14 protein-coding genes and 1 pseudogene are annotated in these 13784 nt (G+C 58.0%); 6 read left to right on the top strand and 9 right to left on the bottom strand.

Annotation, left to right across the window (positions count from 1 at the left end):
- Positions 1–4: 4 nt before the first annotated feature.
- Positions 5–664, bottom strand: a complete 660-nt coding sequence (locus tag K3166_RS10650; protein WP_221424074.1) for a glutathione S-transferase family protein — start codon at positions 662–664, stop codon at positions 5–7.
- Between the two features lie 212 nt (positions 665–876).
- Between K3166_RS10650 and K3166_RS10655 the strand changes: the two genes are divergently transcribed.
- Positions 877–1293: a VOC family protein gene (locus K3166_RS10655; protein WP_221422208.1), complete on the top strand. Its 417-nt coding sequence runs from the start codon at positions 877–879 to the stop codon at positions 1291–1293.
- Between the two features lie 141 nt (positions 1294–1434).
- Here the strand turns inward: K3166_RS10655 and K3166_RS10660 are convergent, their stop codons facing one another.
- Positions 1435–3249 carry a multicopper oxidase family protein gene (locus K3166_RS10660; protein WP_221422209.1) on the bottom strand — a complete coding sequence of 605 codons (1815 nt, stop codon included), beginning with the start codon at positions 3247–3249 and terminating at the stop codon, positions 1435–1437.
- A 936-nt stretch (positions 3250–4185) separates the two neighbouring features.
- On the opposite strand from K3166_RS10660, the gene K3166_RS10665 reads away from it, so the two are divergent.
- The gene (locus tag K3166_RS10665) at positions 4186–4680 is read left to right on the top strand and encodes a hypothetical protein (RefSeq protein ID WP_221422210.1); all 495 of its coding nucleotides are present in this window, start codon (positions 4186–4188) and stop codon (positions 4678–4680) included.
- A 232-nt stretch (positions 4681–4912) separates the two neighbouring features.
- Here the strand turns inward: K3166_RS10665 and K3166_RS10670 are convergent, their stop codons facing one another.
- The 7 genes from K3166_RS10670 to K3166_RS10700 all read right to left on the bottom strand — a co-directional run bounded on the left by K3166_RS10670 (position 4913) and on the right by K3166_RS10700 (position 10682).
- Positions 4913–6223 (bottom strand): acyltransferase family protein, encoded by a 1311-nt coding sequence (locus tag K3166_RS10670; RefSeq protein WP_247714617.1) that lies wholly within the window; start codon positions 6221–6223, stop codon positions 4913–4915.
- Positions 6224–6315: 92 nt separating this feature from the next.
- Positions 6316–6969 (bottom strand): ribosome biogenesis GTP-binding protein YihA/YsxC, encoded by a 654-nt coding sequence (yihA, locus tag K3166_RS10675; protein WP_221422212.1) that lies wholly within the window; start codon positions 6967–6969, stop codon positions 6316–6318.
- Positions 6966–8729, bottom strand: a complete 1764-nt coding sequence (yidC, locus tag K3166_RS10680; RefSeq protein WP_221422213.1) for a membrane protein insertase YidC — start codon at positions 8727–8729, stop codon at positions 6966–6968. The genes yihA and yidC overlap by 4 nt, the downstream gene beginning before the upstream one ends.
- 83 nt (positions 8730–8812) lie before the next feature.
- Entirely contained in the window at positions 8813–9022 is a 210-nt protein-coding gene (gene yidD, locus K3166_RS10685; RefSeq protein ID WP_221422214.1) for a membrane protein insertion efficiency factor YidD, read from the bottom strand.
- Positions 9019–9402, bottom strand: a complete 384-nt coding sequence (rnpA, locus tag K3166_RS10690; protein ID WP_221422215.1) for a ribonuclease P protein component — start codon at positions 9400–9402, stop codon at positions 9019–9021. The genes yidD and rnpA overlap by 4 nt, the downstream gene beginning before the upstream one ends.
- Before the next feature lie 88 nt (positions 9403–9490).
- The gene (rpmH, locus tag K3166_RS10695) at positions 9491–9625 is read right to left on the bottom strand and encodes a 50S ribosomal protein L34 (protein ID WP_067468613.1); all 135 of its coding nucleotides are present in this window, start codon (positions 9623–9625) and stop codon (positions 9491–9493) included.
- A gap of 148 nt (positions 9626–9773) precedes the next feature.
- A complete protein-coding gene (locus tag K3166_RS10700; RefSeq protein ID WP_221422216.1) occupies positions 9774–10682 on the bottom strand; it encodes an alpha/beta hydrolase in 909 nt (302 codons plus the stop codon).
- A gap of 159 nt (positions 10683–10841) precedes the next feature.
- Between K3166_RS10700 and K3166_RS10705 the strand changes: the two are divergent.
- The 4 genes and pseudogenes from K3166_RS10705 to K3166_RS13560 form a co-directional block, all read left to right on the top strand.
- Positions 10842–11489: pseudogene (locus K3166_RS10705) on the top strand (magnesium chelatase domain-containing protein); the annotation flags it as partial.
- Positions 11490–11533: 44 nt separating this feature from the next.
- A complete protein-coding gene (locus K3166_RS10710; protein WP_221422218.1) occupies positions 11534–12520 on the top strand; it encodes an RES family NAD+ phosphorylase in 987 nt (328 codons plus the stop codon).
- Positions 12521–13246 (top strand): TIR domain-containing protein, encoded by a 726-nt coding sequence (locus K3166_RS10715; protein WP_221422219.1) that lies wholly within the window; start codon positions 12521–12523, stop codon positions 13244–13246.
- Positions 13247–13255: 9 nt separating this feature from the next.
- On the top strand, positions 13256–13774 hold the full coding sequence (locus K3166_RS13560) for a DUF2321 domain-containing protein (RefSeq protein WP_221422220.1): 519 nt from the start codon (positions 13256–13258) through the stop codon (positions 13772–13774).
- Positions 13775–13784: the final 10 nt, after the last annotated feature.

Consider the following 13784-nt stretch of genomic DNA (forward strand, 5'->3'; position numbering starts at 1 on the left):
GCGATCAGGAAACGGTGTCGTATTGCTCGATGACCCATTCTTCGCTTTCCGATGCTGAAATCCAGGCTTGCATCCATTCGTGTTCCCAAACCGCCTGCATATAAGATGCGGCGAAGCCCGGGACTGCGATCTGGTAGCTGATGAAACGTGACACGACGGGGGCAAAGAAGATGTCTGCCGCCCCGAACGTGCCGAAAAGGAAGGGGCCGCCGCTACCGAAGCGCGAGCGAGCTTCCGCCCAGAGGCCGAGGATGCGCAGGATGTCCTGCCGGCACGCCTCGGTTGGCTCAAACCCGTCGAAGCGCTTGCGGACATTCATCGGGCATTCGCTGCGCAGCGCCTGAAACGACGAGTGCATTTCCGCGACCATTGAACGCGCCATGCCGCGCGCGGTATCGTCCTTCGGCCAGAAGCGGTCGCGGCCTACCTTGTCGGACAGGTATTCGAGAATCGCGAGGCTGTCCCACACGACGGTCTCGTCGTCCCACAGGATCGGCACCTTGCCGCTGGAAGGCTGGATTTCGCCGTCATGCTTGGTCTGTTCCCAGTTCTCGCCGAATAGCGGAACCACGATTTCCTCGAACGCGAGGCCCGACTGCTTCGCAGCGAGCCAGCCGCGCAGCGACCAGCTGGAGTAGTTCTTGTTACCGATGATGATCTTCATGCAGGCTCCACCCTTGCCGTCTTCCTTGCGCCCTAATCGTTCATCAACGCGCTGTCGATGCTGAATGGTGGAACGGATGGAACACAGTCCTGCAAGGTATTCCTCGAGCACTGCCCGTGCGTTTTGCGAAGTGACCGGTTCAAGCATTCCGCGGGCCTGGCACATCGCGATAGGAGTAGGAAAACACGAGCTGGCAGGCTATCCACGCACCTATGACATTGCGCCCTTTCCACCTCGCCTTTCCCGTCCGCGACCTGGCGGAGGCCCGCGCGTTTTATGGCGGCCTGATGGGCTGCGCCGAGGGCCGGTCATCCGACGAGTGGATCGATTTCGATTTCTACGGCCACCAGATCGTGGCCCATACCGGCGGCGAAAGCGGCGACCGCGCCAGCAATGCTGTCGACGGCCATGACGTCCCCGTCCCGCATTTCGGCGTCGTGCTGACGATGGAGGACTGGCAGGCACTGGCCGACAGGCTGACAGCAGCAGACGTGAAATTCGCCATCGAACCCACGATCCGCTTCAAGGGCCAGCCGGGCGAGCAAGCCACCATGTTCTTCCGCGACCCAAGCGGCAATGCGCTGGAGATGAAAGCCTTCGCGGATGACGCGATGTTGTTTGCGAGATAGTCTGCAAAGGATCGGATGATCACAAAAGCGGCCAGACCGCTTACGACCCGATTGCAGATCCATGCTCTCCTACCATTTTTGATGATCTCTCTAACGCCAATTTCGTATTCTCTCGACCGCGATCGGGGTCTCTAATGTAGCCTAATGGCGCGTCATCGACGCGGCTCGATCACCTCGCGTCTGTATCCTGATATTCTGCATCATGCCTTCGTCGCCATGCGAAGCGAAATGGCAGTGCATCACGAAGTCCCCGACATAGCGCCTGTACCGCGTGCGCATGGTTATACGGTAGTTTCGCTTGACCAGAACCGTATCACGCCAGCCTCCCAGCATCCCGGCATAGTCAGGATCGTACGCCTCCGTCCCCTCAACTGTTACATCGCGCCCTTGGTCATCGACAATCCCGACGATCTGGAACGGATTTACGTGGATGTGAAACGGGTGCAAGCCGAGGTTGGAGGTGATTTCCCACTCCTCCACGTCACCCAAGGTGAGTGTCCTGTCGATACGTTCGTGCTTGTAGGGGGTGCCATCGATGCTCAAGGTTGCACCGCCATCTTCATGCACGACGATGCTGAAGGTGGCATCCTGTTTGCCGGTCAGCTCTTCATCGCGGACGGGTTTGCGCCAGGCAAAGGCAAAAAGCGAAAAATCATCCTTCAGGTCAGCGACAACTTTGTCCCGAACGCGTTCGTCGCCGATCCTTTGCGCGGCTGCTGCAATCAAGGTTTCAGACAGCAGGTCAGACACCCTGTCGACCGGAGCCGGTTTCCCGCTGACTTCAAAAATGGAAAGAATGCGCTTCTGCTCTTCATTTCCACCCCAAACGCTGTTGTTGATGACACAATACTCACCCGGCTCCTCGAAATAGGCCAAGGCATCATACCGCGAGCCGGCGGTGAGGCGGGAACTGTCAACTCGCCGCATCGAATATCGCGTCAGCCCATCGTCAGCGAAATGAAACTGCTCGACCGGATCACCGATGCAATAATCGTTGATCCACTGAATGTGGTCGCTCCCGGGAACATCCCTCAGATTGGGCGCATCCTTCGCCAGTTTGCGAATGCTCATGTCCACTGGGCGGCGTAGGCCAGCATGTATCATCCGCAGGCGTTGAAATTGGCCCGTTTCGAAGCCGGAGATGGTGGGTTGGACTTTGCCGTTGACCCCCGTCAGGCGACCCGATGCCATTTCCGGAAACGGATTGAACAATCTGAAACTGTCGACTGTGCCAACCTCACCGTCCTCGCATTCCCATGGCGGCATATCCCAAGGCGGAATGTCCCTGTTGAAACGCGGCCTTTCTTCGCCCTCTTCAAAACAGCCATACTGGATCTGGGAAAAGACCATGATCTGTTCGCCAAACGGATTGCCTCCCGCATCACGAAATAGGATATCGATGTCGCCAGGGGAGGTTTTTGTGGGAACCCGGTCGCCATCGATAATCAGTGCGCCAGCCATGCCGGAGCCAAGCTGAATGCTCGTCGCACCATGCATGTGCGGATGATACCAGAATGTGCCGGCAGGATGGTCGGGCGGGATTACAAACTCATATTCGAACCGTTCGCCCGGATCGATCGACAGCATCACGTTATCGCTGTTTCCGCTGGGCGAAATCCACAGGCCATGCGTGTGGATATTGGTCGAGTTATAGCATTTAGATTCTGCGATCTGGTCCGCTGAACACGGTTGAAGCTTGTTGTTTACCCTCAAGCTGAGAACCTTGCCCGGCGAAACGCGCATCACCGGAGCCACCAATCCCTCTCCGCTTTCGCCCTGAAATGCGCGCACCTCGACCTCGTCCAGCTTTTGGGTCCAAGGATTGTAGACCTCGCTGCTGATCCGCTCGACAGATAATTCATAGCGCGGTGAAGTTGATTGCGCGTCAACTTCCGCCGACAGCGCCAATGGCGCGGCAGCGCAATATGCAACAAGTGCAGGAACAACAAATTTCATTAGGATCGCCCCCAAGCAATTCCAGGCGACCTAATCGAATGGTAGCGAATGGACCTGGCCATGTCTTGCATAAAAGGGACGAGCGCGTGGACAGTCTTTCAGTCCTAGATCGACAGCACCCTAAGATTTCTATGAGAATCTGTCCCGGAAAGCTCAAGGCTCATTGATGCTAGGTATATCTTTGATGCCCGCTTTCCACCCATCTGATGACGTTATTGCCCAGCGCGAATTATCCTAAAAGCGGACTGTCAGCTAACGACCCGATTGCAGCAAAGTGATCTTCGTCGCTGATTGACGAAGATCAATCTCCGCGAGCACTGCTTCCGATATACTCGGCTATTGGAGAAAGGCGCATTCACGGTGCCTCACATGGGTAGGGAGAAAGGTAGATCGACTGTGTTCAAGTTGGTTGCCCTCATTGCAGGAATAGCCGCTTCCTTGCTCGCGGCTGCTTCTTACTTCCGGAAATCGCAGCAGCGTAACGCGGGATTTGCGCCGGACCAGCCCCACGACAGCCATATGGATGTTCGAGATTCCGGTCCTGCCGCAATGCGAGATGAACTGCAGCGCGAGTGGACGGAAACAGACGAAGATCTGGACGAAAGCTTCCCGGCCAGCGATCCGCCAGGCGGGTATTGAGCTACCTGCCATGTGTCGGCTGCATCCCTTAAAACTTCATCGCCTTACGGAAGTTACCGTAGCGACATCGCCATACTGATCATCTTATCCTCTCGCCCGCGAAGGGGTGCGGAGAGGAAGAAGACGGGGCACGTACTATTGGCGACGTTCTGCCAAAAGTCTGCCGGGGGACTTTGGGATCAAGGTGAACAAGGGCGACTGCCCGGCGCCACAGCTGCGGAAGCTTCGGTCAATAGGCGGACTGTGACGCTTTCTCTGCGCTTTCCGCTAACGCGGGATAGAGCACAGGAGGAGAAAATGAAGCTGAGGCTCAAGCCAATATATGATGCCGTTTCGCAGATCTATTTTGTCACAGCGACTATCAGCTTGCTGCTGCTTGCCATCCTCATGCTTGTCACTGCGGTTATAGATGTGGTGAACGCACTGACCTCGTATCAAGCTATTTCAACGATCGCGCTTCAAAGCGTCGGGCTTCTCATCATCGGATTTGCAATAGTCGAAACAGCAGCGTTCATCGCGGAAGAAGAGATTTTCAGCAAACGAGAGCTGCGGTCTTCGTCCGAATCCCGCCAATCTTTGACGGGGTTCGTCACGATCATCGTTATCGCTTCAAGTCTCGAGGCATTGGTGATGATCTTCTCTGCGACCAGACTTGACGTCTCGAATGCGGTCTATGCAGCTGCCATATTCTTCGTGGCAATGTTCAGCTTGATCTGTCTTGGAATATACCAGTGGTTGTCCAGCAGGATCCGCCCCGATGATGGGTCTGAACACATAGAGCGAGACAGGTAAATTGATGTTGCCGCCGAGTGCTGAATAAAGACGAGTCGCCAAAAACAGTTCAGCCTGGCGCCCGCTTTCCACTCAGTTAGTGACTCAGCGACAGAGCGCGGATTATCCTAAATGTGGGCGGGCGGCTAACCGCCCAACTGACGACGCTCTCACCGAGCTAGCGAAGTGCCAGAAGCAGACGGGCTGCTAACGACCCGATTACGGAAATGGCAACCGGGCGAACATGGCCTCTTCAAAAAGCCTCTTTTCGAGCGCCTTCGCGCGGTTTGCGTCGCTCAAGTTGCCTCGCCCATTCGATCGCTGGCTTTTCAAGACGGTGCCAGGACAGGTGGGCCACTGCTATGGTGGCTGCGAGAAGGATGCCAGTCATCATCGCAATATCAGCGTCCGTTTGAGCTATCTGGTCCGGCCCAAAAAGTGCGTGGCTCACGATGAACAGTAGGGGCATGTGATAAATGTAGATGCCAAAGCTGATCGTCGACAGATAGCGCATCGGCTGGATGTCGAGCAAAGATCCAACGAAGCGGGAGGATGGCGCGGTCGCCAGGAACCCGCCTACCAATGCAGGAAACAAGGGGAACTGGTTGTAGGGTAAGCCGAATACCCCATCCATGGTGGCTGTGGGATTGCCTGGGCGTCCGAAATCAAAGCAAATCCAAATTGCCACTGTCAAACAGGCCAGAGCCACCACATCCGCCCACATGCCTTTGAATTCGGAGCATTGGAACTGAATTGCCGCCGCGAGCACACCAATAGCGAAAATGGCGAACATTCCAAAAACGCTGAATCGTTGTGCCCACCCATCACCGAGACGCCTCAGGGTAAACTCTTCGAGAAGAAAATCTGGCCGATCGGGCTTCGGCACAAAATGCATGTAAGCTATGTGCAGAAGCACTGCTGCTAAAATGACCGCTAGCCAGAGCGCCCAACGTCCAACCGTTTTCGACCTTACAGTCGGAGTGGCGAAGATAAGCAGAAAGGCCAATGGCATGAACAAGTATGCCCAGACCTCATATGAGATCGACCAAAGGGGCCCGTTCACCTCAACTGGAAAGATCGCAAAAGGTACGAAAGCGCTTAGATAGGTCGCTCCCAAAAAGAAGCGCAGGGCAGTGTCGGGGCTTGCCGTGGTCTGACCGTAAAGCAGCGCAATAATGAGCGAGCCTGTAAGCGCGACAAGAAAACCCGGAGTGATGCGGGCGAACCGTCGCAGCAAGTATGTTCTGATCGAGGGGTATCTATCACCTGCATCTAACGCCACCCAGAAGGGGCGCCCGAGCAGGAACCCCGAAAGGACGAAGAAGATAACCACTCCATAGCCACCGTTGGAAACAAATGGGACAAGCCAATCAGGTCCAGGCCCCACTCCCGGAACGCTACTTTGGTGCGAAATATGGTGAAAGACCACGAGAAAACATGCAAACGCTCGCAATCCATCAGCTCCATCGAGCCTCGATTTGGTCACACGCCTTTCCCCTAGTTGGTGGAGCTTAAGCGACCATCGTCGGAATTGCCAGCTATGCCAGTTGAGAACTTGCCGCATCAGAGGTGCTTCTCATGGGCAGAGATGTCCGCTTTCCACCCAATTCCGGACACTCAGCACGCCGCTTGGATCACCCGCAAACAGACGTATAGCTAGACGCCGACGTCGCTCAGCACGGCGGCGCGCAATTCGGCTATGCCCATGCCCTTCTCCGCGCTCGTGACATGGAGCTTGGGGTAGGCGGCAATGTGTTTCTTCGTCTCGGCCTCGACTGCGGCGATGGTTTTTTCCAGTTCGCTGGCCTTGATCTTGTCCGCTTTCGTCAGCACGACGCGGTAGCCCACGGCTGCTTCGTCGAGCATTTTCATCATGTCGCGGTCGACATCCTTGAGCCCGTGGCGGCTGTCGACCAGCACCAAATTGCGGACGAGCACCTGCCGGCCCCGCAGATAGGTCTTCACCAGGCTCTTCCATTTATCGACGACCTTTATCGGCGCCTTGGCAAAGCCGTAGCCCGGCATGTCGACCAACCGGAACAGCGTGGGATCGCCTACCTCGAAGAAGTTGAGTTCCTGTGTGCGGCCCGGCGTCACTGATGCGCGCGCGATGGATTTGCGGCCCGTCAGCGCGTTCAGGAGCGAGCTCTTGCCGACGTTGGAGCGGCCGGCAAAGGCGATCTCCGGAACGGTCGGTTCAGGCAGGAACTTGAGCTGCGGAGCCGAGAGGAGGAAATCCACCCGGCCCGAAAACAGCTTGTTCGCGCGCCTTTCCAGCTTGGCCAGTTCAGCGGCTTCTTCTTCGGTCACGATTTTGCCTTTGCAGCCTCGGCAGCAGCAGCCTTATCGGCTTTCTCCTTCTCCGCAGCGGCCCTCAATTGGGGATGCTTGGAATAGAGATATTTCTGCTGTGCCAGCGTCAGAATGTTGGAGGTTACCCAGTAGAGCAGCAAGCCTGCCGCAAACGGTGCCATGATGAACATCAGGACCCAGGGCATGATCGCAAAGACCTGCTGCTGGACCGGATCCATCGCAGACGGATTGAGCCGGAAGGTCAGCCACATCGTCACGCCCAGCAGGACGGCCAGGATGCCGATCGCCAGGAAGCTGGGCGGAGTGAACGGGAGCAGGCCGAACAGGTTGAGGATCGTCGCCGGATCGGGCGCGGACAAATCGTCGATCCACAGGAAGTTGCGGTGACGCATCTCGATCGCGAGGTAGAGCACCTTGTAGAGCGCGAAGAAGATCGGGATCTGCAGCAGCATCGGCAGGCAGCCGGACAGCGGGTTGACCTTTTCTTCCTTGAACAGCTTCTGCATTTCCTGCTGCTGTTTGACGCGGTCGTCCTTATGCTTTTCCTGCAGTTCCTTCATGCGCGGCTGGATGGCCTTCATGGCCGCCATGGAGGCAAAGCCCTTCTGCGCAATGGGGAACATCAGGCCGCGCACGATGATCGTCAGGCCGATAATCGCGACACCGAAATTGCCCACCAGACCGTGGATCGTCTTGAGCAGCCATAGCAGCGGCTTTTCGAACCAGCGGAACCAGCCCCAATCGATCGCGAGGCCGAATTGCTGGAGGCCAGCGTCTTCGTAAGCATCAAGAATGGTCGAATCCTTGGCGCCGGCATAGAGGCGCGAAGTCGTGGTGTACTTGCGCCCGGCAGGTACGGTCACCGGATCGTAGATCATGTCGGCGCGGTACGTCTTGCCGCCCAGCGCACGGAAAGTCGCGTCGGGGGCTGCGCCATCTTGCGGGATGAGCGCGGACAGCCAGTAAATGTCGGTGAAGCCGAGCCATTCGGCGCGGCCCTGAGGGCTGGCGGGACCATCGTCGTCGAGGTCATCGTAATCATAGTCGTAATTCGCGCCGTCGCCGAACACGCCGATCGGGCCGGAATGCGCGATAAAGAAGTCGGCGCTGGCCGTGTCCGAGGTACGGCTGACGAGGCCGTAAGGCTGAACGACAGAGGGCACGGCAGAACGGTTGGCGATGCTCTGTTCGACCGTGATCATGTAGTTTTCGTCGATCGAATAACGCTGCTGCAACTCCAGGCCATTGCCTGCGTCATAGGTCAGCGTGACCGGTGTACCGACTGCGAGCTGGTCGCCATCGGCGCTCCATACGGCATCGTCCGACACCTTCTGGCCGTTCACCAGGAAACCATACTGCGCAAAATGCTGTGCCGGAGTTCCGCGCGGCGAGAACAGGCGGACCGGGCCGCTGTCCTTGTCCGTCGTCTCGGCATAATCCTTGAGCACGACATCGTCGATCACCGCGCCGGTCAGATTGATCGAACCTGCGATCTTCGGCGAATCGATTTGAACGCGCGCAGGCGATGCCAATGCCGTTTCGAGGTCGGCCACTTCCTTGGCGACCGCAGCCGGGTCGGTCAGGCCGCCCGTGCGCGAATGCTCTACCTCGGCCCCATCAACCGGAGCCATCGAGGCCTCCGCCGTTACCGGCGGTTCGTCCGGCTGCGGGTAGAGATAGTTCATCGCCGCTTCCCAGCCGAGCAAAAGGGCCAGCGAAAGCACGACGACGAGAATGATATTGCGCGAATTTTCCAAGGTCGATCCCGGGTTTGATTTCGGTTCAGATGGGAGTGGTGTATTAGTTATTCAAGACAGTGGCTGGCGGTCAAGGCCCCGGGTCATGGCACAGGGTCATGTCCGCAGCCCCCCCACGGTTGGCAGCGCAATAGCCGCTTCAACGCCAGCCATCCACCCTTGATCGCACCGTATTTTCCCAGCGCCTCGATTGCATACTGGCTGCACGAGGGACTGAAGCGGCAAGTGGGTGGCAGGATCCGGCTCGGACCGAGCTGCCAGCCGCGCGCAATCAGGATGAGGACATGCTTCATGCGCGCTTGCTCCGCGGCTTTCGGGGGCCGCGCCCGCGTTCGCCTTGGCCCAGCGCCGCCCGCTGCAGGGCAGAGGCGAGCTCGGCGGACATCTTGGCAAAGTCGCGCTCGATCGCGCCGTCGCGTCCGATAAGAATGTGATCGTGATCGGCCATCCCAAGTTCGGGCAAGGCCGCGCGCAGCATTTCGCGAAAGCGGCGCTTGATCCGGTTGCGGACCACGGCATTGCCGACCTTCTTGGTCACGGTGATCCCGTAACGCTTGCCCTTGCCCTCGTTCGGGAACGTCAGCAGGACGAAGCCTGGCCTGGCATTGCGCAGCCCCTTGTTGGCAGCGAGAAAATCACTGCGCTTGCGGATAACGGAGAGCGCGCCGGGCATGGGTATCAGATACGCAAAACGGGCCCCCGATGGGAGCCCGTTTAACTATCGCGATCCTGACCGCACCGAAGTGCAGCCGATCATGCGATTACGCGCAGAGGTTCTTGCGGCCGCGGCTACGGCGAGCACGAAGCACCTTGCGGCCACCGGGGGTAGCCTTGCGTGCGAAGAAACCGTGGCGACGGGCGCGCACGAGGTTCGAGGGCTGGAAAGTCCGCTTCATCGGATAGTCCTTCAAAAAAATCGTTGTTAGTCGGGCGAAGCACTCAAAGGCGAATCGCGCCAACAAAAAGGGCCGCCGCTTCCGGCGACCGCATTGGTGGAGGCGCGCTTAAGCGAAAGGCCGGTGCCGGTCAAGCCCTCAAGGGCGCTCAAACGCCGGCATAAGCAATTTGCCGAGCGCGCTGCGGCTGACCACGTTCGGATGCGCCGTCACCGGTCCAGCGGCGCATCTCCCGAGCGCCCAGCCAGCGGGCATCGCGATGCGGCACCGAATTGGTGAAATTGTAGAATTCACGCGCGTCCCGTTCGCTCATGCCCATTTCGCGGTAATATGCAAGGTAACGGCGGTTCTGCGGTGCGTCCGCACCGAAATCCATCGCCTCGCGGCCATGCTCGTCCATCCAGCTGTGCACGGCAAATTCGGCACCGTCGGCGATATCGCGCACGGCGCCGGCGAGGAAGAGTTCAACCGCACCGGACCGCACCGATCCGCGGCGCGGCACATGGGTGGCGATGCCCGCTGCGCGGATCATCCGGCCAACCTTCAAGTTCGCAATATCATCGCGCGTACCGGGGCATTCCACCATGTCGAGCTGGCTGATTTCGGGATGGCGGCGCAGCATGACGCTGAACCAGCGCGGGCTCGCCGCATCGGTTTCGCCGATCAGGGCAACGCGGTTATCGTCAATCACCCGGAACGGACCGTACTGCGCGATACCATTGCTGTAATTGCGCAGGCTGGTGTCGATGATGGGAAAGCGAGCAGGAATGGCAGAGTACGACTGCGGCTGCGGCACCGGACGCGGCACGAACTTCGGCGCGGCTGGCGCTGGCGCTGGCGCATAGACGCTCGGCGAAGCGATTGGGCCGGCCGCGATAGTCGGCGCTGCTACGGCGCGATTGATCGGAGCGATTGCCGCGCCGCCATGCATCTGCTGCACCACCGGCTGGCTGACAAATACGGCCGGCAATTTCACGAGACCCAGCGACTGCGCAGCCGCGGGCGAGGCGAAAGCGGGAGCCAGTAGGGCGAGCAACAGGAGGGCGGCGCGAAGCATGCGAACTGCAATGCGCCCGCCACCTTTCCGAGCCGCCAATGGGCATGGTCAACAAACCCTTAACTGCTCGTCTTTCCTATGTTTTCTGGCACGCAAGCCTCGACAAGCATTGGCTTTCTTGGCACCGCCTCCGCTTGATTACTAGGGTAGGGGTTAAGCGTGGTCGCACTGGTCCGAACGGTTGCCTATCTCGGGCTGGAGGCGCGCGGCGTCGAGGTGCAGTGCTCGCTCGCCCCGGGTCTGCCCAACTTCAACATCGTCGGCCTGGCGGACAAGGCCGTGGGCGAGAGCAAGGAGCGCGTTCGCGCGGCCCTGTCGTCGATGGGGCTGGCGCTCCCGCCCAAGCGGATCACGATCAACCTTTCACCTGCGGACTTGCCCAAGGAAGGATCGCATTACGATCTGCCGGTCGCCTTGGCCGTCTTGGCCGCGATGGGCATCACCGATGCCGAGCAACTGGAAGACTGGATCGTGGTCGGCGAGCTTTCGCTCGATGCCCGCATCGCACCCTCGCCCGGTGTCCTGCTGGCGGCCATGCATGCCAGCGCGTCCGAAAAGGGTCTGATTTGCCCGGCTGCACAAGGGTCGGAAGCGAAATGGGCGAGTGATGTGCCGGTGCTGGCCGCGCCCGATCTCTCCAGCCTCCTCAACCATCTCAAGGGCACGACCAAGCTGGCGGATCCCGAGCCCGGGTTGGTGGAGGAGCAGGATACATTCGCGGATCTCAAGCAGGTCAAAGGGCAGGAAACGGCCAAGCGCGCTTTGGAAATTGCCGCTGCTGGCGGACATAATCTCCTAGCTTGCGGAACGTCTAGACCCAATCAAGGCAATGGCGTTAGCTTGCCGATTCAATGAGACGTCTGAAATCGCACAAAGCTCCACGCGCCTTTCAACGGCTGCGCCGGGAGAACTCCGCTAAGTTGTCCGGGCGCATCCGCAGGTTGGAGGAGTTAGACCTAGCGCGCCTTTCGCAAGCGCAAGTCGGCGAACGCCTTGGGAGGATCCTCGATGGCTTTGCTCTGAGGCCTGTCAATTTCGCTACCGAGAGAGTGTTTAGGGCGCGAATTGAGACTGAGGCCAGGCCATTCTCCAAAGCAAGTGAGCTTTGGTATCCGCCGCCTGAAGTCGCCGGAGCGGGTAGATTCAACTATCCGGGAAAGCCGGTATTCTATGCAGCATCCACCCTTAATGCCGCACTTTGGGAATGCAGGCCAAAGCCGGGCGATACTATAGAAGCTCTTGTCTGCGCCACGCTTGGCCCACACGCGGAACTAGAAGTAGCTCATATTGGGCTACAAAACTTCCGAGGAAACCGTCGAGGTGCAAGCGACTTTCCCGACATCACTTCGGACGCGAGTTTCAGATCGCTGCTCCGCTCTATGGCGCTGGATAGGAAATGGAATCGAGTGGAAAGATTTCTCTCCACAGCAACAGGAATGGAGGAAGAGAAGCGTCCCGGCCTTTTTAAGCTGACAAGAGAGATTGGCCGAGTTCTGATGGAAATGGCTCAGACGACAGGCATGCTTTATCCGAGCATTGCCGCGGATAGAGCCGCCTTTAATCTTTGCCTTCATACTTCAGCGGCAGACAGGTTTTTCTTCCCCGCTGAGGTGTGGAGATTCAAAATCAACGCAATTCATCCGAACCTTGAAGGGGCCGCACCATCCAAACCAGGGCACTTAGAAACAGCCCCACTTGCCCGCAGTAACGCCGTACTGAATGATGGGCAGATCGAATGGCTCGAAGGGTTCGAAGAGTCGCCTCTTCACGATCTCGCAACGCTCGAACAACGCGTAGCTGCCTCACGCTCCAAGAAACTGTCGAAAAAGGAAGATTGATTGACCAAGCCCCGCATCTTTATCGCGTCGTCCACCGAAAGCTTAGATACGTCCTACGCTGTTCAAGAAAACCTTGAGCATGATACCGAAATCACCGTCTGGACTCAGGGGGTGTTTGAGCCGTCGCGTTATGCGATGGACGACTTGGCGAGCCAGCTTGAGGAATCCGATTTCGCGATCTTTGTGCTCGCGCCAGAAGACGTTACGATTATCCGCGGAGAGGAACATCGTACCGCTCGCGACAATGTGATTTTCGAGCTTGGTCTTTTCATTGGTAGGCTTGGGAGAGAACGCTGCTTTATTCTCGTCCCTCGAAGCAACAAGGAGTTACACCTGCCCAGCGACCTTCTGGGCATCACTCCGCTGACCTATGAGGCTGACCGTACAGATGGAAACCTTGTGGCTTCTATCGGGCCTTCCGCGAATAAGGTCAGGAGGGCCGTAGAGCGCTTAGGCCGCTTCAAGCCGGTTGATCATACAGATGCTATTTCTGAAGATGACGTCGAACTGGTTTCGGATGAAAATGATATAATCTCCCTTATTCAGTCTTGGATGGGTCAACGTCCTACTGGTGCGAACAAAGGGGCGATCCGGTACGCCGAGGTAGACAAGAGTCTTGGACTTGTCCCGGGTTCTGCGAAAAAGCATATCGAACAGGCAGCGCAGCGATGGAACTACGTCCCTGAGCGCAAGGGCAAGGATGTCATTCTGTTTAGGAGCGCATGAGTTTGATCGATGGATAGATACCGGGATTTATACGAAGACTCTGAATGGACTGACATTCAACAGGTATGCCTTAATGGTCATCTGATCACCGAATATGCGGTGAGTCAGCCCAGCACGAAGCGCAAGCATTGCCCTGATTGCGGTGAAGTTACGCTTATGGCGTGCCCTAAGTGCAATACAGATCTCCGCGGTCATCGACACATCCCCGGGGTGGTCGTGCTTGCCACAGTCTCGGTGGGCAAGATCTGTCCTGATTGCGGTAGTCCATATCCTTGGGCTGAAGCAGCGAGGGCCGCCGCAAGAGAATGGGTAGGGTCCCTCTCAGCTCTTACAGAAGCCTCAAAGGAGGAGCTTGGCCGTCTCTTAGTTGATATTTTCAGTGATACGCCGCGCACCCGCCTCGCGTGTCATCGCCTGAAAAAGTTTCTTTCAGAGATGCCGGCTGACGAGGCGCAGCCGTTTGTCGAGACGTTATTAGACGCGGCTGGGCCCAGCGCGTCCGAGCAGCTTAGGAACCTAAGAGGCTAAAAAAGCAGGG

Origin of the sequence: Qipengyuania psychrotolerans (genome assembly GCF_019711355.1) — a bacterium.
In the GTDB taxonomy this organism is placed as follows: Bacteria; Pseudomonadota; Alphaproteobacteria; order Sphingomonadales; family Sphingomonadaceae; genus Qipengyuania; species Qipengyuania psychrotolerans.

What these genes read in the sequence shown, in the direction of transcription:
- K3166_RS10650 (WP_221424074.1), bottom strand. Translation starts at nt 664, where the DNA reads ATGAAGATCATCATCGGTAACAAGAACTACTCCAGCTGGTCGCTGCGC.
- K3166_RS10655 (WP_221422208.1), top strand. Translation starts at nt 877, where the DNA reads ATGACATTGCGCCCTTTCCACCTCGCCTTTCCCGTCCGCGACCTGGCG.
- K3166_RS10660 (WP_221422209.1), bottom strand. Translation starts at nt 3,249, where the DNA reads ATGAAATTTGTTGTTCCTGCACTTGTTGCATATTGCGCTGCCGCGCCA.
- K3166_RS10665 (WP_221422210.1), top strand. Translation starts at nt 4,186, where the DNA reads ATGAAGCTGAGGCTCAAGCCAATATATGATGCCGTTTCGCAGATCTAT.
- K3166_RS10670 (WP_247714617.1), bottom strand. Translation starts at nt 6,223, where the DNA reads ATGCGGCAAGTTCTCAACTGGCATAGCTGGCAATTCCGACGATGGTCG.
- yidD (WP_221422214.1), bottom strand. Translation starts at nt 9,022, where the DNA reads ATGAAGCATGTCCTCATCCTGATTGCGCGCGGCTGGCAGCTCGGTCCG.
- rnpA (WP_221422215.1), bottom strand. Translation starts at nt 9,402, where the DNA reads ATGCCCGGCGCGCTCTCCGTTATCCGCAAGCGCAGTGATTTTCTCGCT.
- rpmH (WP_067468613.1), bottom strand. Translation starts at nt 9,625, where the DNA reads ATGAAGCGGACTTTCCAGCCCTCGAACCTCGTGCGCGCCCGTCGCCAC.
- K3166_RS10700 (WP_221422216.1), bottom strand. Translation starts at nt 10,682, where the DNA reads ATGCTTCGCGCCGCCCTCCTGTTGCTCGCCCTACTGGCTCCCGCTTTC.
- K3166_RS10710 (WP_221422218.1), top strand. Translation starts at nt 11,534, where the DNA reads ATGAGACGTCTGAAATCGCACAAAGCTCCACGCGCCTTTCAACGGCTG.
- K3166_RS13560 (WP_221422220.1), top strand. Translation starts at nt 13,256, where the DNA reads ATGGATAGATACCGGGATTTATACGAAGACTCTGAATGGACTGACATT.